Raw genomic sequence first — 24,272 nt, 5'->3', positions numbered from 1 at the left:
CAACACGTTGATACAAGTCCTTCGACCGCCGGTAACCGCCCTGTCAGGACGACTCGGAGTCGCATTTCCGGCGCCGGAAAAACACCATGCCGCGTATCGATTCCGAGACAACTCAGTGCGCTGATGAACGAGTTATTTGCGCGCCGTGCCACTAGAATGCGTCATCGGGCCACTATCACGGAATTGCCATGCCGCTTCGTTCTCCCTTGTATTCGCAACGTTCGCTGGTACTGGTCCTGATCACCTTGCTGGGCAGCGGCTTCCTCGCCACTTCCCTGCTCAGCTACTACGCCTCCCGGGACTCGATCCGCGACAGCATCGTCAACACCGAGCTGCCCCTGACCTCCGACACCGTGTACTCGGAAATCCAGAAGGACCTGGTACGGCCGGTCCTGATCTCCTCGATGATGGCCCGCGACACCTTCATGCGTGACTGGGTGGTAGCCGGCGAACGCGACCCTACCCAGATGACCCGTTACCTCAACGAGGTCATGACCCACTATGGCGCCTACACCGCCTTCTTCGTCTCCAACACCAGCCTCACCTACTACCAGGCCAAGGGCGTGCTGAAGCAGGTCAAGGTCGATGAGCCCCGGGACGCCTGGTACTTTCGCGTACGCGATATGGCCACGCCCTATGAAATCAACGTCGACCCGGACCTGGCCAACCAGGACAAACTGACCTTCTTCATCAACTACAAGGTCTACGACTATCAGGAGCGCTTCATCGGTGCGGCTGGAGTGGGCTTGACGGTGGACGCGGTGATCAAGCTGATCGACAAGTACCAGCAGCGCTACCAGCGCAGTGTGTACTTCGTCGACACCTTCGGCCGCATCGTCCTTACCGGCGCCGACGGTGGGCCCCAGGGCGCCCGCAGCGGCCAATCCCTGCATGACCTGGACAGCCTCAAGGAACTCATGACCCAACTGCCCAAGCCCCACAGCGGCAGCTACGAATACTCGACCCAGGGCCAGGGGCACTTTCTCAATGTGCGTTTCATTCCCGAACTGAACTGGTACCTGTTCGTCGACAAGCGCGAAGACGGCGCCCTCAACAGCATCCGTCAGTCGCTGTACCTGAACCTGCTGATCTGCCTGGTGGTCACCAGCATCGTGCTGATCCTGCTCAGCGGCGTGGTGCGTCGCTACCGGCGCAAGATCGAGGCCCAGGCCACCCTCGACAGCCTCACCCGCCTGCCCAATCGTCGCGGCTTCGATCTGCTGGCAGCCCAGGCTCTGCAGGAAGCGCGGCGGGACATGACGCCACTGTGCGCCCTGCTGCTGGACCTGGATCACTTCAAGCGCCTCAACGACACCTACGGCCATCTGGCCGGGGACCTGGTGCTCAGCGGTTTTGCCCGTGACCTGCAGGACTGCCTGCGCCAGTCCGACATCGTCTGCCGCTGGGGCGGCGAGGAGTTCATTGTCCTGCTCAAGGACACCCAGAGCAGCGCCGCCCTGGTCATTGCCGAGAAGATCCGCCAGCAGACCGAACAACAGCGCTACTACTATGAAGGGCAGCCTCTGCAACTGACCGTCAGTATCGGCTTGACCGCTCTGCAATCGGCAGACACCCTGCACAGCCTGCTGTCCCGTGCCGACCATGCGATGTACCGCGCCAAGCAGAGCGGACGCAATCGAACCTGTGTGGAAATGCCCCACTCCAGCCATGAATGAACCTGACCTTTGCCCGGCCTGCGGTGCCCGCAACGACTGCACCCTGGCCGACCCGCGTACTGCGGACCAAGCCTGCTGGTGCTACAGCGTGAGCATCGACCCGGCAATCATCGAAGCCTTGCCGCCACAGCTGCGCGACCGCTCCTGCCTGTGCCCCCGTTGTGCCGGGGTCGAAGCGCAGTTGCGCGCCGGCACCTTGCCACGCTCCTGAACCTCCTCACCTTGCCCCCAACCGCCGATCACCATGCGCATTGACCGTTTCCTCAGCAACCTGCCCCGCTTCAACCGTCAGCAGGTGCGCCTGCTGCTGGTGCAACGCCGCATCCGCATCGACGGGCAGCCGGTCAGCGACCCCAAGGCCGAGGTCCGTGAGTTCAGTCGCGTGGAACTGGATGAGGAAGTGCTCCAGGTCGGCAAGCCGGCGCGTTATTTCATGCTGCACAAGCCCATGGGCTGTGTCAGCGCCACCCGCGACCCGGAGCACAGGACCGTGCTGGAGCTGATCCACGAGCCGGATCCCCAGGACCTGCACATCGCCGGGCGCCTGGATTACAACACCACCGGGCTGATGCTGATCACCAACGACGGCAGCTGGTCGCGACGCTTGACCCAGCCGCAGACCAAGCTGCCCAAGCTCTACTACGTGGAAACCGAGCAGGAGATTGGCCCCGAGTACATCGAGACCTTCGCCCAGGGTCTGTATTTCGCCTTCGAGGACCTCACCACCCTGCCCGCGCAATTGCAGATCCTCGGCCCTCATAGCGCCAGGCTGAGCATCGTCGAGGGGCGCTATCACCAGGTCAAACGGATGTTCGGCCACTTCAACAACAAGGTGGTGCGCCTGCACCGCGAACGCATGGGACCACTGGTACTGGATGAATGCCTTGCCCCAGGCCAATACCGCCCCCTCAGCGCAGACGAAATCCGCCTGATCTGACGCCGCGTCCCGCTGAATGACCGCTGGGCAGAAGCTGTCGAACAATTTGCCCAACGCACTTGCAGGTTCCCGGTTGCCCTGCTTGAATCAGTCCGTCGGCCGAAATGTGACCGATGAGTCACCCATACACATCTAAGAAACCTTTTGCCGGCCTGAGCCCTGCCTGCTCTGCATTCAACCCGGTAAATCGCCCGCCTATAACAATACCCGTCGACCTGCATTACCGGATCGACATGGGCTCCGATTCCAGGCGTATGCCTACCTGTCACATTGCCCGTGCACACTCAATGTTGCGCGCATACCCGCTTGCCAGGAGTCTTATGACATGAGGCCAGAAATCGCTGTGCTGGATATACAGGGTCAGTATCGGGTTTACACGGAGTTCTATCGCGCAGATGCCGCAGACAAGACCATCATTCTGGTCAACGGCTCGATGGCCACCACTGCGTCCTTTGCCCAGACCGTGAAGAATCTGTACCCGCAGTTCAACGTGGTGCTCTACGACCAGCCCTACGCGGGCCGGTCCAAGGCCCACAACAAGCACGAACGGATGCTCACCAAGGAAGTGGAAGGGCAGATCCTGCTGGAGTTGATCGAGCACTTCGCCGCCGAGCATGTGCTGTCGTTCTCGTGGGGCGGCGCCGCGGCCTTGCAGGCCTTGTCCCAACGTCCTCGACGCATCGAGAAGGCGGTGATCAGCTCGTTCTCGCCGGTGCTCAACGAACCCATGCGCGACTACCTGGAGCGCGGTGTCGACTACCTCGGCAGCCTCGACCGCCATCGCGTCGGCCACCTGGTCAACGACACCATCGGCAAACACCTGCCGTCGCTGTTCAAGCGCTTCAACTATCGCCATGTCAGCAGCCTGGCGGAGCATGAGTACGGGCAGATGCACTTCCACATCAGCCATGTGCTCAACGGCGATCGCCAGTGCTACTTGCGGGCGGCGAAGAACATCCAGGTGCCGGTGCTGTTTCTCAACGGTGAGTGGGACGAATACACCTCAGCCAACGACGCCAAGCTGTTCGCCGACCATGTACAGCACGCGAGCTTCAGCACCATCCAGGCCACCGGACATTTTCTCGACATGGAACACAAGGCGGCCTGCCGCGACAGTCGCCAGGCACTCCTGGGCTTCCTCAAGCCAGCCCAGTACGACAACCGCTCGCGTCCACACTATGTTCATGATCAGCATGCACGGGCCATCTGAAACCCCGTCGCCACAGGCCGTCACCCCGCCTTGAAAAACCCTGTTTTTCCTGGCGGGTGAGGTACCTGTGGCGACCTCAACCGACACGCAAGCACAAGTCAGATAAAGAAAAACTTCAAATCCCCGGCCACTTCTGGTACAAAGTCAGCCGTTCGAGCGGGTGTCGTATAATGGCATTACTCCAGCTTCCCAAGCTGATAACGAGGGTTCGATTCCCTTCACCCGCTCCACTTCCCCAATCTGCGGGCTCCCGCAGATATCTGTAGAAGCTTCTCAGGTCGTTGATTCAAACGATCTCCTCCCCTCCCAGCAGCAAACCTAGCGAACCAAGCCCAAGCCTCGTGCAGATCATTGGAGCGCCGCTGTTTCAGCATCGACCTGTGCCAACGGCCCATCAGCCGGGTGCGTGGCACAACTGATCGGGATTGGCCAAAAAAGCGGCATAGTCATCCGCAACGACGCAGGTTCGACCCGTCTCATGGGACCACAGCACCACAACCGGCTCACCGGCGTCGCCCAGTACCGCGTAATCGAAGCAGTAATAGTCGCCCGTCCCAAATTGAGCGAACGGCAGCAGGCTGGAGCAGTCGAGCGCGATGCCGGAGAAAGTGTCTTGCCAAGCCCGCCAGCCTTGCTCGAAATGGCGGACTATCGACTCCCAGGTATTGCGGGGATCACACGCATCAAAGACAGGAAACACTTCCAGCCCCCCCAGCGCCTTGCCGTTGTGCTCCAGCAGCCAGTCCACGAATGACCTGGGCAAGGTTCGCCCCAATGCCGTCTCGGCAGCATGAATGGCCTCTATTGTCGTGCCTATCACTCGCGCTTTGCCCAAGGTGCCTCGCTTAGGGTACAGACCCGGGTTCGAGGGATTCGGTTGGCCCTTACAGACGAACACCCACCGCTATCGGTTGGCTTGGTGTCGATGACGACGCTGATCGCTTGAGGCGTGGCGCACGATAATGCATAACCCACACTGAGTGAAAATCGCCGTGACCGGGTCAGAGGAAAAACCTCAGCCGCGTCTTTTGCATCATCCACCCGACATCACGGCTGCACACGAACCTCAAGGAAACGCTGCATGACCCAGAATATTTACGACGATCCGACCTTTTTCCAGGGCTACAGCCAGATGGGCCGCTCCCTCGGCGGCCTCGATGCGGCACCGGAATGGCCAGCCCTGCAAGCTCTGCTGCCCACCATGAACGGTCTCAAGGTGGTGGACCTGGGCTGCGGCTATGGCTGGTTCAGCCGCTGGGCCAGCGAACAGGGAGCCCGACAGGTACTGGGCCTGGACGTTTCGCAAAAGATGCTGGCGACCGCCCGCGCCAGCACCTCGGCGCCCAACATCGATTATCAGCGGGCCGATCTGGAACACCTGAGCCTGCCCGCCTGCAGCTTCGACCTGGCCTACAGCTCCCTGGCCCTGCACTACATCAAGGACTTGCGCGGGCTGTTCACCCAGGTCCATGCCGCCCTGGTACCCGGGGCACGCCTGGTGTTCTCCATCGAGCACCCGATCTTCATGGCCCCGCGCAACCCGGGTTGGCAGGTGGATGACCAGGGCCGCAAATCCTGGCCGCTGGACAGCTACCAGCAAGAAGGCGAACGAGTGACCCATTGGCTGGCGGAGGGCGTGATCAAGCAGCACCGGACCCTGGGCACTCTGCTCAACACCCTGATCGACACAGGGTTCAGCATTCGCCATGTCGAGGAGTGGGGACCGAGCGCCCAGCAGGTGCTGGAGCAACCGGCTCTGGAAGAAGAGCGCGAGCGACCGATGATGTTGCTGGTGGCCGCCCAGCGCTGAGGCGGCCGCCGTTGCGCGGCCACCTCGGCAGGCTTGCCCTGCCTGCTAGAAGCCCTGCTGCAACGGAAAACGCCGGGCCCCGCTGTGAGCGAGGAATTTTTCCTGGGCCATGGGCCGGGCCAGGAAATAGCCCTGGGCTTCGTCGCAGCCAAAGGCCCGTAGCATCTGCAGGCATTTGAAACTCTCGATGCCCTCGGCCACGGTGCGATAGCCCAGCTCCCTGGCCAGGGCAATGACCGAACGGGTGATCTTCTGGTGCTGGGCGCTGCTCTCAAGGTCCGTGACCATGGATTTGTCGAGCTTCACCACATTGGCGGGAATCTGATGCAGGTAGGCGAAGTTGCTGTAGCCGGTACCGAAATCATCGATGGCCACGTCCATGCCCAGGCCGCGTATCTTGCTCAACTGATCCAGCACCTTGGGGTTGGAGCGCAGCCAGGCACCTTCAGTGATCTCCACCTCCAGGCGCCGGGGATCGATGCGGTGACGCTGGCAGGCCTCCCTGAGGACATCGGCAATGTCCTGGTCCTCGAAATCCTGGGGGGACAGGTTGATCGACAGGCGCTGTACATCGCTGGAACTCCAGCTGTGCAGCCTGTCCAGCACCGCGTTGATCACCCAATGGGTCACCCGGTGGATCAGGGCGTTGCGCTCCATGACCGGAATGAATTCCGCCGGGGAAATCGGTCCCAGCCAAGGGTGATCCCAGCGGATCAGCGCCTCGGCGCTGACCTGGGCACCATCGGGCAGGGCGAAGCGCGGCTGGAACATCAGGTAGATCTGTCCGCTGTCGAGGGCTTCGCTGATGTCCGACGCCAGATTGAAGGCACGTCGATAGGCCTGGTCCCGCACCACGTCATAGGGCGCCCAGGTGCTGCGCTTCAAGGTCGCCAGCTCCAGGGCGAACATGGCTTTGCGCAGCACGTCCGGCACCGCGTCGCGGTCCGTGGAGAACTCCACGGTGCCCGCACATACCCCGGGAATCATCGGCAACTCAAGGCCCGGCGGCTGGCGCCGCAAACGCCGAACCAGCCCTTCGAGAAAACGTTCGATGCCCGGCGCTGCCGGTAGCAGAAAGCCAAAACGCTTGACCGAGACGTGATACACCCGGACATGCCGCCCCAGGTAGGTGAGCAGTTGCTGGGCCAGGAAGCGCACGATGATTTCAAACGGAGCCATGCCCATGGCCAGGGTCAGCTCGTGAGCCACGGTCATGTCCACCGCATCCACCAGCACCAGCACGCGCTTTTCACCAGGATGCTGTTCCGCCAGGTCGTACAGATCGCTCTGGAATTGCTCCCGATTGGGCAGGCTGCTGACCGGATCGCGACGGGTCTGGCGCTGACGGTGCTCGATCTGCTCCATCACCAGGCACGCCAGGTCCCGCAGTTGCTGGCGCTCGACGGCATTCAAGCGCTGGGGCTGTTTATCGATGACGCACAAACTGCCGATGGCATGGCCGGTGGATGTGATCAGCGGCGCGCCAGCATAAAAGCCGATGCACGGATCTTCGGTGACCAGGGGATTGGCATGAAAGCGCACATCCCGGCGGGCGTTTTCCACTTCAAACACATCGCCGGACTTGATGGTGTAGGCACAGAACGATTGATCGATGGGGGTCTGCTCGGCGACGAAGCCCACCCGCGACATGAACCACTGGCGATCCCGATCCACCAGAGTGATCAGGGCCGTGGGTACCTTGAAGTACTGCGCCGCCAGACGACAAATACGATCAAAACGCTCACAACGGGCCGTGTCCAGCAGTTCCAGGGCATACAGAGCAGCCAGGCGCTGCTCCTCGACCAACGCCTTATCGGGCATACCGCGCCTCAGGCAGGATCAACACACTCATCAGAAAACCTATCTCAGCAGCGCAGGGGGAAAACACCACCTGGAAACGGGTTGAGCCCAAAATGGTGGCATTACGACATCCATCGACAGCATGACGCAGTGACTAGTGCTTGCCAATTCCATCCGTCGGACGAACGGTATTGCCCGAAACAATACATAGCAACCTTGAAAAGACCGTTCCAGAGCGCTAGCGCCCCATGACAAAGCGACCTTGCCGGCCATTGCGTCCTGCTCGAGCCCCTCTCTGCAAACCCTGGCAGATCGGCAGGCGCATACCTTGCGAAGACAAAAAAAGCGATCCGCAGATCGCTTTCTTTGCTATTGCATCATCAGGCCAGTTCCAGAGTCCCGACCTTCTTGCCCCCTTGTCACTACCCTGCTCCTGCCGGGCGTCCGAATCTTTTAACAGCCTGCGACTGTCTGCTGGCTGAACCTGCCGACGGCAAGCGTGACAATTCATGACAGGCCCTTGCCAAGCATGAGCAAAGCCGGAACCATGCGCCGCCCTGCCCATGGATGGAGCCGTACCATGAAAAAACTCGTATTCCTGCTATTCCTCGGCCTGCTGGTGGTGCTCAACGTCGGCTACTACACCGAGCTGGAAGAAGCCGAGACCCACACCCGCTGGTTTATCAAGCAGTCCCCGACGCTGCGCCTGGAGTTCTTCAATATCCACGCCAATGACGGCGACTACCGGCGCGTGGAAAAGCTCACGCCCGAGTACCGGCAGATGATCATCGACTACTGCAAGTACCGTTTGGGCATCGACACCCAGGTCACCACCCAGGCCGACGTGGAACGTTGCGCCAAGCTCTGACCCCTCTCCTCCGGCACGCCCCCCGTGCCTTTGGTACTCGTCTCATGGCAACCGGGCCAGCCCCCGGCTAGGGTCGCTACAACTCTCCTGCCCCTGGGGAGCCCTGCGCCCCTCCTTGGTCCAGGGGTGCTATGGTGGTCGGCTGCCCTGCGTGCCAGGGCTCATTGGAGGAGTGCGACGCTGAACGCCTGGTCGTGAAGCTTGAGGAGGTCACTGAATAGATATGTGCAACGCCAAAGATATTTACACCGCGGGTTGGATTCTGGTGGTCATGTCCGGACTGGTGTCCCTGGTGATCCAGGTCTACCTGGGCTATTTCAAGATCGATGACATGGTCAAATACCTGGCCCGTTGCCGGGTCGTCGCCATTCGCATGCCACTGCTGGGCAAAGACCCTCTCAGCCGTCTGTGCATGCTGGTGTGCATCGGCGGAATGTTCGCCATGCCCCACCTCTTTCTGCGCAATGGCGGCTTGGACGTGCGCGACTACAAGAACTTCCCCCTGGGCCTGAAATGGCTGATCAATCTGTTCCAGCTGTCAGCCCTGGCCGCTCTTATCGCCTTCCTGGTGTTGTGGTGGGTCAGTCGTCACCTTTGACCGGCAACGGTCTTCATTGCGGGGCGCCACGCAACGGCGCCCCGTCTCCCCAGAGCCAGCAGCCCTTCAACCGGTCGCTGTCTGCTGATGAAAATCCTCACGGGTCATTTCGAAAAACCGGCTTGGCAGGCCTTCGAACTCGCCGTCGTGAGTGAAACGAAAACCCAGCTTGCGAGCCACCGCCAACGAGGCGCCATTGTCGATGTGAGCATCAGCGACAATCCGCTCGACCTCCGGGTCGGCAAAGGCGTGCTCGACAATGCGCCTGGCGGCCTCAGAGGCCACCCCCCGGCCCCAGGCCCGCCGCACCAGACGCCAGCCCATCTCCAGTTCCGGGCCCACGGCGTCGAAAGGAATGAACGAGACCCAGCCCAGTAAATCGTCCGGGGCCTCCTTGGCGAAGATCGCCCAATAACCGCATCGCTCACCAAAGTCCTGGGTCATACGCGACCGCAGGAAATCCCGATGCCATTGCCCACCGTCCCAGATCCCCGGAGTGAAGCGCGTGACTTCAGGGTCCAGGTCCATGCGCAAGCAGGCCTCGAAGTGTTCGAGCGTGCGTGGACGCAATATCAGGTTGGGGGTTTCGAAGTGCAGATTCATCCGTGATCTCCTGGGTTGATGGTCGACCATGAAACAGCGGCTGGCGGAAAAAGAAAACGGCCCGCCGCAAGAAAACACGTCGCTCCGCACAGCAAACCCGATCAAGCCCCCTCACTTCGTATACAGCCACGCATACACTTTTCGACACCATTGTTCAGAACTATCTGATTGAATGATAATAATTATCTAATGAGAATCGCTTCCAAATAAAACGGAGGCTCTATCTCAATGTCCAGTCCCGCCCGCCCACAACCCTGGAAGTTGTGGTCCACCTCTCTCGGTCTGATGGCCCTCAGCGAAGCCAGCCTGGGAGCCGCTGCTGAAGACGCCAAGCGTCACACCGAGGCGACACCTGTCACCCTGGCGCCAACCCATGTGCAAGGGGTGCATCAGCCCGGCTACAAGCGTGAGGCCTCGGATTCGGTGAAGTTCACCGCGCCCCTGCGGGAAACGCCGAAGTCGGTGACCATCATCACCGACACCCTGATGCAGGAACGTGCCGTGTCGACCCTGACCGATGCCTTGCGCACCACCCCGGGCATCACCTTCGGCGCCGGGGAAGGCGGAACGCCGCTGGGGGATCGCCCCTTCATCCGCGGCTTCGAGGCCAGCACCGACATCATGATCGACGGCATCCGCGACGTCGGCCGGATGAACCATGAAGTCTTCAACTACGAGCAGATCGAGATCGTCAAAGGCCCGGGTTCGGCCTACTCGGGACGCGGCTCCACCGGCGGCACCATCAATCTGATCAGCAAAGTACCGCAGCAGGAGAACTTCAGCGCCGGCAGCCTGACCCTGGGCACCGATCATCTGCGGCGCAGCACCCTCGACCTCAACCAGTACCTGCCCGAACAGAACATGGCCCTGCGCCTGAACGCCATGAAGCATGAAGCCGATCCCCCCGGGCGCGATCATGTGCAAGTGTCGCGCTGGGGCGTGGCACCGAGCGTGACCTTCGGCCTGAACACCGACACCCGCGCCACCTTGAGCTACTACCACCTGCAGACCGACGACATGCCCGACCAGGGCATCCCGGTATCGGAAATCTCCGGCAAGCCGATCAAGGTCGACCGCGACAACTTCTATGGCTTCACCCAGCGCGACTTCCGCAAGACCTCGGCAGACCTTGCGACCTTGCAACTGGAACATGACTTCAACGACCACCTGACCCTGCGCAACACCACCCGCCAGGGCCGCAGCATGCAGGACTACGTCATGAGCCGGCCGATATCCACGGCGGCGCAGGAACAGGCGAACACCGTGCAACGTGCGGCTCGCGGGCGCAACGTGGTCAACGAATCGCTGATCAACCAGACCGACATCTTCGGCACATTCGACACCGGCTCCATCGGCCACAGCTACAGCGCGGGCCTGGAGTTCTCGCGCGAACGGATCGACGTCAAGAATCGTTATGCAAGCCCCAAGAACAGCAACCTGGGCGACCTCAATCACCCCAATCCCAAAGACCCATTCGCCCCGGTGCTACGAGACGACGGTCAGCACACCGTCACCCGACACAACAACCGCGCCGTCTATGTGATGGACACCCTCGCCCTGCACGAGCAATGGGACCTGAACCTGGGCCTGCGCTACGACGCCTATCACGTCAGGGACCCCAGCCAGAGCAACCGCAGCAATATGTGGACCTACCAAAGCGGCATCGTCTTCAAGCCCCTGCCCTACGGCAGCATCTACCTGTCCTACGGCACCTCGTTCAACCCTTCGGGCGAAACCGCCGGGCAGTCGGGCGGCGCCGATGGCGCAGCAGGCGGCCGGCTCAGCAACCTGGACCCGGAAAAGAGCCGCAGCCTCGAGCTGGGCACCAAATGGGACCTGCTCAACGAGCGCCTGGCCCTGACCGCAGCCGTGTTCAAGACCGAGAAGACCAACGCCCGGACCTACGACCCGATCAGCAACGAAGTGACCCTGGATGGCGATGTCGAAGTGAAAGGTTTTGAAGTCGGGGCCACCGGTTACCTCACCGATCAATGGGAGGTGATAGCGGGCTACACCTACCTGGATGCCAAGACGGTCAAGTACGCCTCAGGCATGAACACCGACTTCAACGGCAACCAGATGAAATTCATCGCCCCCAACAGCGCCTCGGTGTGGAGCACCTACATGCTCACCGACCGCCTGAAAGTCGGTGCCGGCGCCAACTATGTGGGCGAGCGCTACACCGACGATGAAAACACCCGCAGCCTCGATGCCTACTGGCGCTACGACGCCATGCTGGCCTATCGGGTGAACAAGAACCTGGACCTGCAGTTCAACGTGCTCAACCTCACCGACAAGACCTACTACGACGCGTCCCACGTTGGCTTGTTCGCCACCGTCGCGCCCGGGCGTTCCGCCGAGCTGGCGGCCAACCTGCGCTTCTGACATGACCCGCAGAACCCTGGGGGCGATGGAGATTCCATCGCCCCCAGGGCGTCATGGCAGCAAGGCCTGGATGTCGTTCCACAGTGCCCGGGGAACCTGCACCCCCTGCTCCAGGCTGCGCGCCCGGGCCTCAAAACGCCGCTGCGACGGCAACCGCGCGCCTTGCTGGGCAATGGCCGCGAACAACCCTTCCGCCCGCTCCAGCCCCTGCTGATAACCCTCGCCCAAAAACACCTGGGGATCGAACGCCAGCACCAGCTCGCCATGGCAAGGTGTCGCCCCCACGCCCTCGTCGAACGCCATGGATTCGGCGCTGGTCAGATCGCCAATCAAGGCGCCGGCTAGCAACTCGATCATCGCCGCCAGGGCCGACCCCTTGTGGCCGCCAAAGGTCTGCATGGCGCCCTGCAACGCCGCCCTGGCATCGGTGGTCGGTTGGCCCTGGGCATCTATGGCCCAATGGCTGGGAATCGGCGTGCCCTGGCGCGCATGCAGCTCGATATCGCCACGAGCGATGGCGCTGGTGGCGAAATCAAAAACAAAGGGGTGGCCCCCCGGACGCGGCCAGGCGAAGGCCAGGGGGTTGGTGCCGAACACCGGATGGCGGCCGCCGGCCGGGGCCACCCAGCTGTGACTGGGGTTCATCGCCAGGCCCACCAAGCCGCTGGCGGCAATCGCCTCGACCTCCGGCCACAGCGCAGAGAAGTGGAAACAGTGCTTGATCACCATGGCGGCGATACCCTGGCTGCGAGCCTTTTGCGCCAGTAACGGCAAGCCGGTGTGAAAGCCCAGCAACGAGTAGCCGTAATGGGCATCTACCTCCAGCACCCCGGCGGAAATGTGCCGCACGCTGGGTTCGGCCTGTGGGTCGATCTTGCCCTCGCGTACCGAGCGCACGCAGCCCAGCAGGCGGTACACACCGTGGGAGTGGCACTCGTCACGCTGGCCCTGGGTGATGACCTCGGCGATCACCCGAGCATGTGCCTCGGACAGGCCGTGATGGGTAAGGACCCGATACGACTGGGCGCGGACTTCATCCAGTGACAGGGTGATGTATTCAGACATTCTGGAACCTCTATGGCTGGTGGGGAACGCTCCTGTGGGAGAGTCTTGGTGGATGGAGGGGGCAACAGGTACGGGCGAGGCGGCACGCTCCAGAAGGAGCGCCGTCTCGCCCCGGATCAACCGGAGAACTGACCGTCGAGCAGTTGCCGTACCTGCAACGGATTGGCGCGGTGCAGCTCGGCAGGCAACAGCGCCTCAGGCAGATCCTGGTAGGACACCGGACGCAGAAAGCGCTGGATCGCCAGGCTGCCCACCGAGGTGCTGCGGCTGTCGGAGGTGGCCGGGAACGGACCGCCATGAACCATGGCGTGGGCCACTTCGACCCCAGTGCCGAATCCGTTGACCAGCAGGCGTCCGGCCTTGCGCTCCAACAGCGGCAGCAGCGCGCGGACCTGGGGGTGATCGCCATCGCTCAGGTGCAGCGCAATGGTCAACTGGCCCTCCAGGCTCTGCAGCACCTGTTGCAAGGCGGCAAAGTCCGGGCACCTAACGATCAACGAGGCCGGGCCAAAGACCTCTTCCCGCAGTTGTGCGCAGCCCATGAAGGCCTCGGCCGAGGTGGCGAACAACGCGCCTCGGGCCTGAGTGCCCTGCCCCGCCAAGCCCTGGGCCAAGGTCTGCACCTGGGCATGGGCCGCCAGGGCGGCTACGCCCTGGCAGTAACTGCGGTGAATGCCTGGGGTAAGCATGGTCTGCGCTGCCTGTGTGGCTAGGGCAGCGGCGGCGGCGCTTTCAAAGCGCTGCAATGCCGAGCCTTCCAGGGCCAGGATCAAGCCCGGATTGGTACAGAACTGCCCGGCGCCCTGGGTCAGTGAGGCAACGAACGCCGGGGCAATCTGCTCCGCCCGCGCCTCCAGGGCTTGGGGCATCAACAGCACCGGATTGATGGAGCTCATCTCGGCATACACGGGAATCGGCTCAGGACGTAATGCGGCGATCTGCATCAGCGCGACCCCGCCCGTGCGCGAGCCGGTGAACCCCACCGCCTTGATCCGCGGGTCCGCCACCAGCCCCTGGCCGATGGCCCGGCCGCTGTCGAACAGCAGCGAAAACACCCCCTCGGGCAATCCCAGGCTCTGTGCGGCCCGGGCAATGGCCTGCCCCACCAACTCTGATGTACCGGGGTGCGCCGAGTGGGCCTTGACGATCACCGGACAACCCGCCGCCAGGGCCGAAGCGGTGTCGCCGCCGGCCACGGAAAACGCCAGGGGAAAGTTCGACGCGCCAAACACTGCCACCGGGCCCAGGCCGATATGCCGCAGGCGCAGCTCGACCCTGGGCAGAGGCTGACGCTCAGGTTGCGCCGGGTCGATCCTGACCCCGAGAAAACCGCCGTCACGGACTACCTGGGCAAACAGGCGCAATTGGCCGACGGTGCGCCCCCGCTCACCTTCCAGGCGAGCCCGGGGCAAGCCGGTTTCCAAGTGACAGCGCTCAATCAGCTCCTCGCCCAAGCCCAGAATATGGCTGGCAATGCTCTCCAGAAATGCCGCCCGCTGTGCAAGCGGCAACTGGCGATAAGGATCGAACGCCGCCTCCGCCAGGGCACAGGCGCGCTCAAGTTCAGCGGCCGAGGCGCCACCGAAAGCCGGTTGCAACACCTCGCCACTGGCGGCGGCCAGCCCATGAATCGAGCCCTGGCCGCCAAGCACGGCGGTGTGACCTATCAGCATCTGTCCAGTAACAGTCATGGATAACCTCGTCTGCATGAAAGTGGTCATTCCACCTCATCGCCGTCCAGCACCAGCTTGGCGCTGGGCACTCCGGTATTGGCGCCCCAGTAGTAGATGCACAGGGCCATGAGAGTGACGGTGAGGGTGTCGTAGGGATGAGTCAGGGCGCCGATGCCGCCGAAGCTGCCCAGGTAGGAAATGACAATGGTCAGCCCATAGAAGGCGATCAGCCACAGCGATGAGCGCACCTGCTCGCCCAGGCTCAGGTGGTCGGTGGGCACCAGGCGTTTGCACAGCAGGTAGATCACGAACATCAGGATCTGCAGCCCCAGCAGCCAGGACACCGTGCCCCAGCCGGACCAGTAGACGATCAATGCCGCGATCACGAACGACACCGGGCCCAGCAGGGCAAAGGCGCTGACCCGGAACGGCCGCGCCAGCTGCGGTGCACTCTTGCGCAACGCCGCGACGCTGATGGGGGCCACCGCATAACTGAGCACCAGGGCCGCTGACACCACGTTGATCAGCGCCTCCCACGAGGGGAACGGCAGGGTCCAGAACACCGACAGCCCGAAGGTCAGCCACAGCGCCGGACGCGGGATGCCGGACTCTTCATCGATGCGAGTGAAAACCTTGAAGAAGGTCCCGGTCCGGGCCCAGCCGTAGACCACCCGCGGCGTGGCGTTCATGTAGATGTTGCCGCAGCCGCTGGGGGAGATCACCGCGTCGGCCACCACCAGATAGGCCAGCCAGCCGACCCCGAGGGTCAAGGCAATGTCGCGGTACGGCAGAGAAAACTCCTTGCTGATGCCGCTCCAACCGTTGGCCAGCATTTCCGTGGGAATGCTGCCCAGAAAGGCCAGTTGCAACAGGCCGTAGATCAAGGTCGAGAGCAGCACCGAGAGAATCAGCGCGATGGGAATGGTGCGCTGGGGATTACGCACTTCACTGGCCACGGAGATGATCGGCGTCAGCCCCAGGTAGGCGAAGATGATGCCCCCCGCCGAGACCGCCATCTCGATCCCCGACAGGCCGAACGGGGCAAAACCCTGGACATGGAAGTTGTCGGGCTTGAAGAAGGTGAACAGCACCGCGATCACCAGCAGCGGCACGATGAACTTGAACAGGCTGATGAAGTTGTTGGATTTGGCGAAGGTCTTGACGCTGTAGTAGTTGAGCCAGAAGAACAGGCACAACAGGGCAAACTGCACCAGCCAGCCGATGATGGTCGGGTTGCTGGAGCCTTCGTGGGTCAATGCCGGGAACCAGGCCGCGGCGTATTGCCGGGCCGCCACCACTTCAATCGCCACCAGGCTGGAAAAGGCGATCAGGGTGATGAAACCCATCAAGTAGCCCAGCAGCGGGCCATGGGAGAACACCGGGTAGCGCACCACCCCACCAGCCCGGGGCAGGGCGGCTCCCAGCTCGCAGTAAACGATGCCCAACAGCAGCACGGCGAACCCGCCCAGCAGCCAGGAAAAGATCCCCGCCGGCCCGGCAATCGCCGAAACGTGGCTGGCCGCGAACAGCCAGCCGGAACCGAAGATCGCACCCAGACCGATAAAGGTCAGGTCCACCAGAGAGAGTTGTTTCTTGAATTTGCCTTTGCCTGACATGGGGCTGCGCCTTTTTTGAGGTTATTGGAATAGGCAAGTCGAATGTCACGTCGGCGGAGCCGCTCGACGCTTGCAGCACATGGGGTATTGCAGAAGCGGGTGCCCCCACCCAGGGCACCCGACCAAATCCTGCAGGCCCGTTTCTACAGGCCGACGTCCGGCAGGCTCGGGCGCGTGGCCAGGGCCTTGGCGACCAGGGCTTTGACTTCGGCCAGGGTTTCACCCTGCAGCGCCAGACGCGGCGGCCGGGTGATGGACGAGCCACGGCCCACCAGTTCTTCACAGAGCTTGATGCACTGCACCAGGTCCGGACGAGCGTCCAGGTGCAGCAGCGGCATGAACCAGCGGTACAGGGCCAGGGCCTCCTCGAAGCGTTTTTCCTTGGCCAGGCGGAACAGGGTCTCGCCTTCCTTGGGGAAGGCCACGGACATGCCCGAGACCCAGCCCTCGGCCCCCACCGCCACGCTCTCGACCACCACATCGTCGAGACCGGCGAACAGCACGAAGCGATCGCCGACTGCATTGCGCAGATCGATGAAACGCCGGGTATCGCCGGAGGAGTCCTTGAAGCAGACGATGTTCTCGCAGTCCTGCAGGGCGATCAGCACCTCGGGGGTGACGTCATTCTTGTAGATCGGCGGGTTGTTGTAGACCATCACCGGCAGGTCGGTGCCGGTGGCCACCGCACGAAAATGCGCCGCGGTTTCATGGGGCTTGGCCGAGTACACCAGGGCCGGCATCACCATCACCCCATCGACCCCGACCCGAGCCGCTTCGCGCACCGTATGGCGGGCGAACTCGGTAGTGAATTCGGCCACCCCGGCGATCACCGGCACCCGACCGCCGGCGGCGTCCTTGGCGACTTCGATCACCGAGAGTTTTTCCGCGGTGCTCAAGGAGGTGTTCTCCCCCACGGTGCCGCACACCACCAGGCCGGATACGCCGTCGTCCACCAGGTTGCGCATGACCTGGTGGGTGGCCTGCAGGTCGAGGGAGAAATCGGCTTTGAATTGAGTGGTCACAGCGGGGAATACACCGCTCCATTGGATGGCTTTACGGCTCATGGTCTGGTCCTTGTTTGAGGTCGGCCGGGCCGACTGACGTTGAAAACCCAGACCAGAGTCGCCTTTTATCCCCCTTGCAGCTTGAGGCTTTTCGCCCCTGCAAGAGACGAAATCGGCACACTCGCCCCTCACCCCATTGCAGCTCCAGCGCCACAGCGGCCATGGCGAAACTGTGCTGATTTCGTCATCTGCCACAGCGAAAACCCACAAGCAACGCCGCCCCCGCCAAGGCCACTCTGTCGTTCTTTCCCGTCAGGTGCCGCCATGAAAAAAATAACCGTGATCGACTCACACACCGCAGGTGAACCCACTCGCCTGGTAATCGACGGCTTTCCCGAGCTGGGCCGTGGCTCCATGGCCGAGCGCCTGCAGACCCTGCGCAGCCAGCACGATCACTGGCGCCGCGCCTGCGTCCTCGAACCCCGGGGCAGCGACGTGCTGGTCGGGGCCCTGCTCTGCGAGCCACAGGCCAGGGAGGCCTGTGCCGGCGTGATCTTTTTCAACAACAGCGGCTACCTGGGCATGTGCGGCCACGGCACCATCGGCCTGGTGCGTTCGCTGTACCACCTGGGACGCATCGACTACGGCGTGCACCGCATCGAAACCCCGGTGGGCACGGTGGAGGCCACCTTGCACGACGATCTGTCGGTGAGCGTGCGCAACGTCCCCGCCTATCGCTACCGCACCCAGGTGGCGCTGCAAGTGCCGGGGCACGGCACGGTGCATGGCGATATCGCCTGGGGCGGCAACTGGTTCTTCCTGATCAGCGATCACGGCCAGGACATTGCCCTGGACAATGTCGAAGCCCTGACTCAATTCACCTGGCGCGTGCGCGAGGCTCTGGAAGCCGCCGGGGTGACCGGGGCCGAGGGCGAAGTCATCGACCACATCGAACTGTTCGCCGACGACCCACAGGCCGACAGCCGCAACTTCGTGCTCTGTCCCGGCAAGGCCTACGACCGCTCCCCCTGCGGCACCGGCACCAGCGCCAAGCTGGCCTGCCTGGCGGCGGACGGCAAGCTCGCTCCCGGCCAGACCTGGCGCCAGGCCAGCGTCATCGGCAGTCAGTTCAGCGCCCACTACGAGCAGACCGGCGAGCGGATCATTCCCACCCTGCGTGGCAGCGCCCACATCAGCGCCGAAGCGACCTTGCTGCTCGACGACAGCGACCCGTTCGCCTGGGGCATCGGCTCGTGAATGCCCAGGGCGAGGCCGACGTGATCGTGGTCGGCGCCGGCATCATCGGTGCCGCCTGCGCCCATGAACTGGCCGGCCGCGGCCTGCGGGTGCAGGTACTGGACGACGCCCGTGGCGGTGCCACCGGGGCCGGCATGGGGCATCTCGTGGCCATGGACGACAACCCGGCGGAGCTGGCCCTGAGTCATTACTCCATCGGCCTGTGGCGGCAGTTGCGCGAACGTCTGCCCGAGGCCTGTGCCTATCGCAACTGCGGCACCCTGTGGCTGGCCGCCGACCGCGAGGAAATGGACCTGGCGCGAGCCAAGCAGCAGACCCTGGCAGACCACGGCGTCACCGGCCACCTGCTCGACGGCCCGCAGCTGGCGGCGCTGGAGCCGATGCTGCGCCCGGGCCTGGGCGGCGCCCTGAAGATCCCCGGAGACGGCATTCTCTACGCCCCGGCCACCGCCCACTGGATGCTCAGCAGCCATCCACTGATCCAGCGCCAGTGCGGCCATGTGCGTAGGGTGGCCGGCGATCAGCTGGAGCTGGACGACGGCCGGGTCCTGCGCGCCCCCCGGGTGCTGCTGGCCAACGGCTTCGCCGCCCGGGAACTGCTGCCGGCCTTGCCCCTGCGGCCGAAGAAGGGCCACCTGCTGATCACCGACCGCTACCCGCAACAGGTCCAGCATCAACTGGTCGAACTGGGCTACGCCGCCAGTGCCCACGCCAGTGACGGCACCTCGGTGGCCTTCAACGTCCAGCCGCGTCCGACCGGCCAGTTGCTGATCGGCTCGTCCCGACAATTCGACACCCTCGATCCTCAAGTCGAACCGGCCGTACTGGCGCCCATGCTGCAACGGGCAGTGCAATACCTGCCAGAGCTGGCAACGCTCAACGGCATCCGCGCCTGGACCGGCTTTCGCGCCGCCAGCCCGGACGGCCTGCCGATCCTGGGTGAACACCCGCAACAACCGGGCCTGTGGCTGGCCGTTGGCCATGAAGGCCTGGGCGTGACGACCGCCCCCGGCAGCGCGCGGCTGCTGGTGGACCTGATGCTCTGCGAATGCCCGGCAATCGACCCGCGCCCCTATCTGCCCGGACGCTTCGCCGCCCTGACTGGAGAATGCCCGTGATCATCTACCTGGATCAGCAAGCGCTGGAGGTCCGCGGCGGCCTCACGGTGGCCGCCGCTGTGGCCAACAGCGGCGTGCCCTATACCCGCACCGCCTGCAGCGGTGCTCCACGAGCGCCGTTCTGTGGCATGGGCATCTGCCAGGAATGTCGGATGACCATCGACGGTCACCGTCAACTGGCCTGCCAGACCCTGTGCCGGGATGGCATGCAAGTGGAGCGCAGCCAATGAGCGCCCAACGCCTGCACTGCCAGATCGTCATAGTCGGCAGCGGCCCGGCGGGACTCGCCGCCGCCCAGGCCGCCAGCCACAGCGCCACCTCGATCCTGATGATCGACGACAACCCGCGGGCCGGCGGACAGATCTGGCGCAATGGCCCCGGGCACCCGCCCACCGCTCTCCAGGCCGAGCGCTTCAAGATCCTGCAGCACCCGACGCTGCGCTACCTTAGCGCCACCCGGATCATCGCCGCCCTGGGCCCGCAGCGCCTGTTGCTGGAGGACGCGCAACAGGCCTGGCAGGTGGACTTTGAACAGCTGATCCTGTGCTGCGGTGCCCAGGAACTGCTGCTGCCCTTTCCCGGCTGGACCCTGCCCGGGGTCACCGGTGCCGGAGGCCTGCAGGCCCTGCTGAAGAATGGCCTGCAGGTGAATGGAAAAACCCTGGTGATCGCCGGCAGCGGCCCCTTGCTGCTGGCCAGCGCCGCCACCGCACGCCAGGCCGGCGCCCGCGTGGTGCGGGTGCTGGAACAGACCACCGCAGCCTCCGTGCTGGGTTTCGCCGGCCAGTTGTGGCGCTGGCCAAGCAAGCTGGCCCAGGCCCTGAAGCTGGCCACCCCGGCCTACCGCTGCAACGCCCATGTGGTGGAGGCCCTGGGGGACCGGCACCTGCAAGGGGTACGCATCCGCCAGGGTCGGCGCAGCGAGGAAATCCCCTGCGACTACCTGGCCTGCGGCTTCGGCCTGGTGCCCAATACCCGTCTGGCCAGCCATCTGGGCTGTCACCTGGAACACGGCGCCATTGCGGTCGACCAGCAGCAGCGCAGCAGCCTGCCCCAGGTCCTTGCCGCCGGAGAATGCACCGGCATCGGTGGCAGCGAACTGGCCCTGATCGAAGGCGAGATTGCCGGCTGCGTGGCCAGCGGCCAGAGCGCCCGCGCCGCCGGCCTGATCCGCCAGCGCCAGCACTGGCAGGCCTTTGCCAGGCAGTTGCAGCGTCACTTCGAGCTGCAGCCGCAGATCCTCGAACTGGCCCGACCCGAGACGCTGCTGTGCCGTTGCGAAGATGTGCCCTACGCTGCGGTGGCGGCGGCAGCCGATTGGCCCAGCGCCAAGTTGCACAGCCGGTGCGGCATGGGGGCCTGCCAGGGCCGAATCTGCGCCAGCGCCGCCCAGCGCCTGTTCAACTGGCCCATGGTGGCCCCGCGAACGCCGCTGGTGCCGGCCCGGCTCGCCACCCTGATGCTCGACGAGACCTGCCACGACGCCGCAGACTGAGCCCCTGAACCCACCCTGGCCGGGAACACCCGGCCAGCTTGCACAGCCCTTTTGTACCCCCTGGCTTTATCGACACAGACCCATCCCCCAAGCCCCCTAGAGAGAGGCCGACGATGATCGATAGCGCACAGCTCCACCACTTGCCCAGGGCCATCGCCGCCCAATCCCTCGGGGACATCAACAGCCTGCTGGCCAGCATGGCCCCGATCACCCCCCTGCTGGACTGCATTCCCAGCGCCGTGTTTTTCATCAAGGACCTGCAGGCCCGCTACCTGATCGCCAACCTGACCCTGGCCCAGCGCTGCGGCTTCAAGAACATCCGGCCATTGCTCGGCAAGACCTCCGCCGAAGTCTTTCCGGCGGTGCTCGGCCCGGTCTACACCGAGCAGGACCAGCGCGTGCTGCGCCAGGGCATCACCATCAAGGGCCAACTGGAATTGCACCTGTACGGAAGCCGTGAACCCGGCTGGTGCCTGACCCACAAACTGCCGCTGTATGGACACGACCGACAGATCATCGGCATGGCCGGCATCTCCCTGGACCTGCAGGCAGCCCGTGACACCCATCCGGCCTACGAGCGTTTGGCGGCCGTGGACCGGCATATCCGCGAGCACTACAGCGAAGCCATCCGCCTGCAGGATCTGACCCGCATCGCCAACCTGTCCACGGCGCAGTTGGAGCGCTACTGCAAGCGCATCTTCCACCTCACGCCCCGGCAGATGATCCACAAGGCACGCCTGGAACACGCCTCACGGCTGCTGCTGACCCAGGAGCCGATCACCGAGGTGGCGCTGCAATGCGGCTACACCGATCACAGCGCCTTCAGCCGGCAGTTCAAGTCCCTGACCGGACTCAGCCCACGGCAGTTCCGGCTCAACGCCACGACGTAGCCAGGACTTACGCCTGGCAGAAGGTGCAATAGTCGAACAAGCCCGTGAAGCCGACCTTGCGGTAGATCGACAGGCCGTCGAGAGAGGCCTCGAGCACACAGATTTTCGCGCCCTGGGCCTGGATCAGGCGCAGCACCGAGTGGATCAGCGTCGTGGCATAGCCCCGCCCCTGGCACTCGCGCAAAGTGCCGATATCATCCAGCCGCGCCACCCCTGGCCCCAGGGACAGCGTCAGGGCACTGACCGGACGCTGGTCGACATACAAAGTGAAATGGCGCAGAGACCTGCCGGCCAGCAACGCCGCCCGGTGCCGCTCCAGGTACAGCTCGATGCCTCCGCCATCGGGCTCGAACGCGCTCTGCACCGGCAGCCCCCAATCCTCCAGATGCTCATCGGTGCAACGCACATCCGCCAATGGCGCCGATACCTCCTGCGCTTCGTAGGTCGCCAGATCGAGCACCATGCAAGTGGTCTTGTCCGCGGCCATCAGGTGCTGCTGTTGCAACTGCAGACTGACCCGCGACACCTGCGCCTGAGGGATCACCACACAGAACGGCATGCCGGTGCGCTGCAGGAACGCCACGCCCTCGGCCAGTTGCTCGCTGTTGTCGCCAGGCCGGTCCTTCATCATCAACAGATTCAGGCTGCTGGCTTCAAGCCCGGTGCAATAGGCACTCAGATCGGCGCCGAAGCGCCGATGGAACTGCGAGATGGAAACAAAGAAATAGTCTTCCGCCTGGTGATACAGATCGATGATCGACGCGCTGGGCACCTGCGCCATCTGCTACCTCCTTGAGCCTCGCGACGCGCCATGCGCCGCCTGACCCGGGCCACGTTAAGCCCACAGGCCCAGCGGCTCCAGCACAATCCTGTTTTATTGTGCGAAGGGATGTTCTGAGGTGTAAGCAAAAAGCGGAGCGCCTTGCTCATGTGGCGAGTTCCGCCGCCACATGAGCTGCAACAGTGCAGTTCTCAGCGCACGGATGGCCTATTCGTAATAACCCACAGTCTTCTTCAAGTGATCCGCATACTCGTAGATTTCGTCGACGGAACTGATCGGATGACGTGTCTCGACTTTGTCCTGGTCGAAAATGCCGATGTACTTCTGGGCTCGATTGAAATGCAAACGGCAGATGGGCTTGCGATTGTTATCGTCGAGCAAAATACCGAAGTAGCTCTGGGTATCGCGCTGGACAATACGCTTGGCATCAACCACTGAACGCACCACCGCCCGCACAATGTGATACGCCTCCAGCTCCTCCAGCGTAGTGAAGATCTTTTCCTCAGATCCGTCCGTCTCAGTGGTCTCCTGCACATCGTTGATAGGTGCCGAGTGCTGATTAATGACCACCTGGCTGGAGCCACTCATTGCCGACTTGAGACGATCATTGATCTGGTCATTGAGAAACTGACCGAGCGCCTTGCGGGTCAATTCATAAAACTGCTCCCGCACTTTTTGAGTGATCACACCTTCATAGACCCGGGACGCAAAAACCTTCACCAAGTCGTCGTCGGGTTTGCTCACCTGAGACGCAATGACCTTCTTGATCTGGCTGACGTACTTCAACTCCCCCGCTGCACTAAGAACCGATTCAACGTCAAACGCCGACTTGGTCAACTTGATCAATTCAGGGACGGAGTATTCGTCGATATCCAGCAGATCAAGTTCAAGGAAGGGCTTTTCATCCATCTTGTTCGGCGCATCCAGATCGGTGAAGAACTTGTAGACCTGACCATTAGTAAGAATGGAAATGCGCGCACTGGTGACATGAAAATAACGAAACAACTGAGAAGCATGATTGATGTGCAGCGGCTCACCGATTTTCTTGCACTCGATGAGTATCTGCACCTCTCCATCCTTGATGATCGCGTAATCGATCTTCTCGCCCTTCTTGGTTCCAACATCACAGACGAATTCAGGGGTCACCTCCATGGGATCGAAGACGTCATAACCCAGAACCGTATTGATAAAGGGCATGACGAAAGCGTTCTTCGTTGCCTCTTCAGTTTGAATGGCTGCGCCTTGCAAGCGCACCTTGGCAGCAAGACTGGTTAGTTTTTCGAAAAATTCCATGAGCGACCTCTGACTGATACCGATCCGTGAGTTAGCGTGCTGGCACTTTGACCGCCAATAGATACTAGACACAAACCGTCACCTAGACAGACATCCACATCAAGTGAGGCGCACTTCAGTCAAGGGCAGCACTAAACCGCGGACGACATCAATGATGCATCAGCAAGTCTCATAGACAGACAGAGGTGAGGGA

Annotated in this window: 22 protein-coding genes and 1 tRNA gene; 14 read left to right on the top strand and 9 right to left on the bottom strand. The window is 62.9% G+C overall.

All coding sequences use genetic code 11. From position 1 onward, the window contains the following. The first annotated feature begins 188 nt into the window (after positions 1-188). The 5 genes from ACMGF8_RS12485 (at position 189) to ACMGF8_RS12465 (ending at position 4,053) form a co-directional block, all read left to right on the top strand. Positions 189-1,676, top strand: coding sequence for a sensor domain-containing diguanylate cyclase (locus ACMGF8_RS12485; RefSeq protein WP_250329257.1), 1,488 nt, complete (start codon positions 189-191; stop codon positions 1,674-1,676). Next, complete coding sequence (locus ACMGF8_RS12480; RefSeq protein WP_102861583.1) at positions 1,669-1,887, top strand: cysteine-rich CWC family protein; 219 nt, start codon at positions 1,669-1,671, stop codon at positions 1,885-1,887. Before ACMGF8_RS12485 ends, ACMGF8_RS12480 begins: the two co-directional genes overlap by 8 nt. A 33-nt stretch (positions 1,888-1,920) precedes the next feature. Next, complete coding sequence (locus ACMGF8_RS12475) at positions 1,921-2,613, top strand: 16S rRNA pseudouridine(516) synthase (protein WP_102861582.1); 693 nt, start codon at positions 1,921-1,923, stop codon at positions 2,611-2,613. Between the two features lie 325 nt (positions 2,614-2,938). Next, positions 2,939-3,823 carry an alpha/beta fold hydrolase gene (locus tag ACMGF8_RS12470; protein ID WP_102861581.1) on the top strand — a complete coding sequence of 295 codons (885 nt, stop codon included), beginning with the start codon at positions 2,939-2,941 and terminating at the stop codon, positions 3,821-3,823. A gap of 156 nt (positions 3,824-3,979) precedes the next feature. Beyond that, positions 3,980-4,053: transfer RNA gene (locus ACMGF8_RS12465), tRNA-Gly, on the top strand. Between the two features lie 164 nt (positions 4,054-4,217). Here ACMGF8_RS12465 and ACMGF8_RS12460 read toward each other — a convergent pair. Continuing rightward, entirely contained in the window at positions 4,218-4,643 is a 426-nt protein-coding gene (locus tag ACMGF8_RS12460; RefSeq protein WP_416760300.1) for an SMI1/KNR4 family protein, read from the bottom strand. A 261-nt stretch (positions 4,644-4,904) separates the two neighbouring features. Here ACMGF8_RS12460 and ACMGF8_RS12455 point away from each other — a divergent pair, with 261 nt between their 5' ends. Further along, positions 4,905-5,633 (top strand): class I SAM-dependent methyltransferase, encoded by a 729-nt coding sequence (locus ACMGF8_RS12455; protein ID WP_102861579.1) that lies wholly within the window; start codon positions 4,905-4,907, stop codon positions 5,631-5,633. Positions 5,634-5,678: 45 nt separating this feature from the next. Here the strand turns inward: ACMGF8_RS12455 and ACMGF8_RS12450 are convergent, their stop codons facing one another. After that, positions 5,679-7,454, bottom strand: coding sequence for a sensor domain-containing phosphodiesterase (locus ACMGF8_RS12450; RefSeq protein ID WP_102861578.1), 1,776 nt, complete (start codon positions 7,452-7,454; stop codon positions 5,679-5,681). A gap of 559 nt (positions 7,455-8,013) precedes the next feature. Here ACMGF8_RS12450 and ACMGF8_RS12445 point away from each other — a divergent pair. Together ACMGF8_RS12445 and ACMGF8_RS12440 are read left to right on the top strand one after the other, a co-directional pair. Continuing rightward, the gene (locus tag ACMGF8_RS12445) at positions 8,014-8,301 is read left to right on the top strand and encodes a hypothetical protein (protein WP_115581784.1); all 288 of its coding nucleotides are present in this window, start codon (positions 8,014-8,016) and stop codon (positions 8,299-8,301) included. 223 nt (positions 8,302-8,524) lie between these two features. Then, on the top strand, positions 8,525-8,899 hold the full coding sequence (locus ACMGF8_RS12440; protein WP_102861576.1) for a hypothetical protein: 375 nt from the start codon (positions 8,525-8,527) through the stop codon (positions 8,897-8,899). Positions 8,900-8,965: 66 nt separating this feature from the next. Here the strand turns inward: ACMGF8_RS12440 and ACMGF8_RS12435 are convergent, their stop codons facing one another. After that, positions 8,966-9,502, bottom strand: coding sequence for a GNAT family N-acetyltransferase (locus tag ACMGF8_RS12435; RefSeq protein WP_102861575.1), 537 nt, complete (start codon positions 9,500-9,502; stop codon positions 8,966-8,968). Between the two features lie 228 nt (positions 9,503-9,730). Here ACMGF8_RS12435 and ACMGF8_RS12430 point away from each other — a divergent pair, with 228 nt between their 5' ends. Then, the gene (locus ACMGF8_RS12430; RefSeq protein ID WP_416759794.1) at positions 9,731-11,887 is read left to right on the top strand and encodes a TonB-dependent receptor; all 2,157 of its coding nucleotides are present in this window, start codon (positions 9,731-9,733) and stop codon (positions 11,885-11,887) included. 51 nt (positions 11,888-11,938) lie between these two features. Here the strand turns inward: ACMGF8_RS12430 and ACMGF8_RS12425 are convergent, their stop codons facing one another. The 4 genes from ACMGF8_RS12425 to ACMGF8_RS12410 form a co-directional block, all read right to left on the bottom strand. Continuing rightward, positions 11,939-12,952 (bottom strand): Ldh family oxidoreductase, encoded by a 1,014-nt coding sequence (locus tag ACMGF8_RS12425; protein WP_102861573.1) that lies wholly within the window; start codon positions 12,950-12,952, stop codon positions 11,939-11,941. Positions 12,953-13,068: 116 nt separating this feature from the next. Next, a complete protein-coding gene (locus ACMGF8_RS12420) occupies positions 13,069-14,643 on the bottom strand; it encodes an aldehyde dehydrogenase (NADP(+)) (protein ID WP_102861572.1) in 1,575 nt (524 codons plus the stop codon). 26 nt (positions 14,644-14,669) lie between these two features. Further along, positions 14,670-16,241: an APC family permease gene (locus ACMGF8_RS12415; protein ID WP_102861571.1), complete on the bottom strand. Its 1,572-nt coding sequence runs from the start codon at positions 16,239-16,241 to the stop codon at positions 14,670-14,672. Between the two features lie 143 nt (positions 16,242-16,384). After that, positions 16,385-17,305, bottom strand: a complete 921-nt coding sequence (locus ACMGF8_RS12410; protein ID WP_102861570.1) for a dihydrodipicolinate synthase family protein — start codon at positions 17,303-17,305, stop codon at positions 16,385-16,387. Positions 17,306-17,569: 264 nt separating this feature from the next. Between ACMGF8_RS12410 and ACMGF8_RS12405 the strand changes: the two genes are divergently transcribed. The 5 genes from ACMGF8_RS12405 (at position 17,570) to ACMGF8_RS12385 (ending at position 22,005) form a co-directional block, all read left to right on the top strand. Continuing rightward, the gene (locus ACMGF8_RS12405) at positions 17,570-18,502 is read left to right on the top strand and encodes a 4-hydroxyproline epimerase (RefSeq protein ID WP_102861569.1); all 933 of its coding nucleotides are present in this window, start codon (positions 17,570-17,572) and stop codon (positions 18,500-18,502) included. Continuing rightward, positions 18,499-19,620: an NAD(P)/FAD-dependent oxidoreductase gene (locus ACMGF8_RS12400; protein WP_102861568.1), complete on the top strand. Its 1,122-nt coding sequence runs from the start codon at positions 18,499-18,501 to the stop codon at positions 19,618-19,620. The genes ACMGF8_RS12405 and ACMGF8_RS12400 overlap by 4 nt, the downstream gene beginning before the upstream one ends. Beyond that, a complete protein-coding gene (locus ACMGF8_RS12395; protein WP_102861728.1) occupies positions 19,617-19,850 on the top strand; it encodes a (2Fe-2S)-binding protein in 234 nt (77 codons plus the stop codon). The genes ACMGF8_RS12400 and ACMGF8_RS12395 overlap by 4 nt, the downstream gene beginning before the upstream one ends. Beyond that, on the top strand, positions 19,847-21,115 hold the full coding sequence (locus ACMGF8_RS12390; protein WP_102861567.1) for an NAD(P)/FAD-dependent oxidoreductase: 1,269 nt from the start codon (positions 19,847-19,849) through the stop codon (positions 21,113-21,115). Before ACMGF8_RS12395 ends, ACMGF8_RS12390 begins: the two co-directional genes overlap by 4 nt. A gap of 113 nt (positions 21,116-21,228) precedes the next feature. Then, on the top strand, positions 21,229-22,005 hold the full coding sequence (locus ACMGF8_RS12385; RefSeq protein WP_102861566.1) for an AraC family transcriptional regulator: 777 nt from the start codon (positions 21,229-21,231) through the stop codon (positions 22,003-22,005). 7 nt (positions 22,006-22,012) lie between these two features. Here ACMGF8_RS12385 and ACMGF8_RS12380 read toward each other — a convergent pair whose 3' ends face one another. Together ACMGF8_RS12380 and ACMGF8_RS12375 are read right to left on the bottom strand one after the other, a co-directional pair. Continuing rightward, on the bottom strand, positions 22,013-22,786 hold the full coding sequence (locus ACMGF8_RS12380; protein WP_102861565.1) for a GNAT family N-acetyltransferase: 774 nt from the start codon (positions 22,784-22,786) through the stop codon (positions 22,013-22,015). A 207-nt stretch (positions 22,787-22,993) separates the two neighbouring features. Continuing rightward, on the bottom strand, positions 22,994-24,079 hold the full coding sequence (locus ACMGF8_RS12375) for a type I restriction endonuclease (protein ID WP_102861564.1): 1,086 nt from the start codon (positions 24,077-24,079) through the stop codon (positions 22,994-22,996). Between the last annotated feature and the right edge of the window lie 193 nt (positions 24,080-24,272).

The organism is Pseudomonas sp. BNK-7 (assembly GCF_048072025.1).
Classification (GTDB): Bacteria; Pseudomonadota; Gammaproteobacteria; order Pseudomonadales; family Pseudomonadaceae; genus Aquipseudomonas; species Aquipseudomonas danubii.
The sequence above is the reverse complement of the archived record's forward strand: the minus strand, read 5'-3'. Positions and strand labels throughout refer to the sequence as shown.

Coding starts and splice junctions, on each gene's coding strand:
- ACMGF8_RS12445 (WP_115581784.1), top strand. CDS start 8,014: ATGAAAAAACTCGTATTCCTGCTATTCCTCGGCCTGCTGGTGGTGCTC.
- ACMGF8_RS12455 (WP_102861579.1), top strand. CDS start 4,905: ATGACCCAGAATATTTACGACGATCCGACCTTTTTCCAGGGCTACAGC.
- ACMGF8_RS12475 (WP_102861582.1), top strand. CDS start 1,921: ATGCGCATTGACCGTTTCCTCAGCAACCTGCCCCGCTTCAACCGTCAG.
- ACMGF8_RS12390 (WP_102861567.1), top strand. CDS start 19,847: ATGAGCGCCCAACGCCTGCACTGCCAGATCGTCATAGTCGGCAGCGGC.
- ACMGF8_RS12435 (WP_102861575.1), bottom strand. CDS start 9,502: ATGAATCTGCACTTCGAAACCCCCAACCTGATATTGCGTCCACGCACG.
- ACMGF8_RS12405 (WP_102861569.1), top strand. CDS start 17,570: ATGAAAAAAATAACCGTGATCGACTCACACACCGCAGGTGAACCCACT.
- ACMGF8_RS12480 (WP_102861583.1), top strand. CDS start 1,669: ATGAATGAACCTGACCTTTGCCCGGCCTGCGGTGCCCGCAACGACTGC.
- ACMGF8_RS12425 (WP_102861573.1), bottom strand. CDS start 12,952: ATGTCTGAATACATCACCCTGTCACTGGATGAAGTCCGCGCCCAGTCG.
- ACMGF8_RS12440 (WP_102861576.1), top strand. CDS start 8,525: ATGTGCAACGCCAAAGATATTTACACCGCGGGTTGGATTCTGGTGGTC.
- ACMGF8_RS12485 (WP_250329257.1), top strand. CDS start 189: ATGCCGCTTCGTTCTCCCTTGTATTCGCAACGTTCGCTGGTACTGGTC.
- ACMGF8_RS12420 (WP_102861572.1), bottom strand. CDS start 14,643: ATGACTGTTACTGGACAGATGCTGATAGGTCACACCGCCGTGCTTGGC.
- ACMGF8_RS12385 (WP_102861566.1), top strand. CDS start 21,229: ATGATCGATAGCGCACAGCTCCACCACTTGCCCAGGGCCATCGCCGCC.
- ACMGF8_RS12430 (WP_416759794.1), top strand. CDS start 9,731: ATGTCCAGTCCCGCCCGCCCACAACCCTGGAAGTTGTGGTCCACCTCT.
- ACMGF8_RS12415 (WP_102861571.1), bottom strand. CDS start 16,241: ATGTCAGGCAAAGGCAAATTCAAGAAACAACTCTCTCTGGTGGACCTG.
- ACMGF8_RS12375 (WP_102861564.1), bottom strand. CDS start 24,079: ATGGAATTTTTCGAAAAACTAACCAGTCTTGCTGCCAAGGTGCGCTTG.
- ACMGF8_RS12470 (WP_102861581.1), top strand. CDS start 2,939: ATGAGGCCAGAAATCGCTGTGCTGGATATACAGGGTCAGTATCGGGTT.
- ACMGF8_RS12410 (WP_102861570.1), bottom strand. CDS start 17,305: ATGAGCCGTAAAGCCATCCAATGGAGCGGTGTATTCCCCGCTGTGACC.
- ACMGF8_RS12450 (WP_102861578.1), bottom strand. CDS start 7,454: ATGCCCGATAAGGCGTTGGTCGAGGAGCAGCGCCTGGCTGCTCTGTAT.
- ACMGF8_RS12380 (WP_102861565.1), bottom strand. CDS start 22,786: ATGGCGCAGGTGCCCAGCGCGTCGATCATCGATCTGTATCACCAGGCG.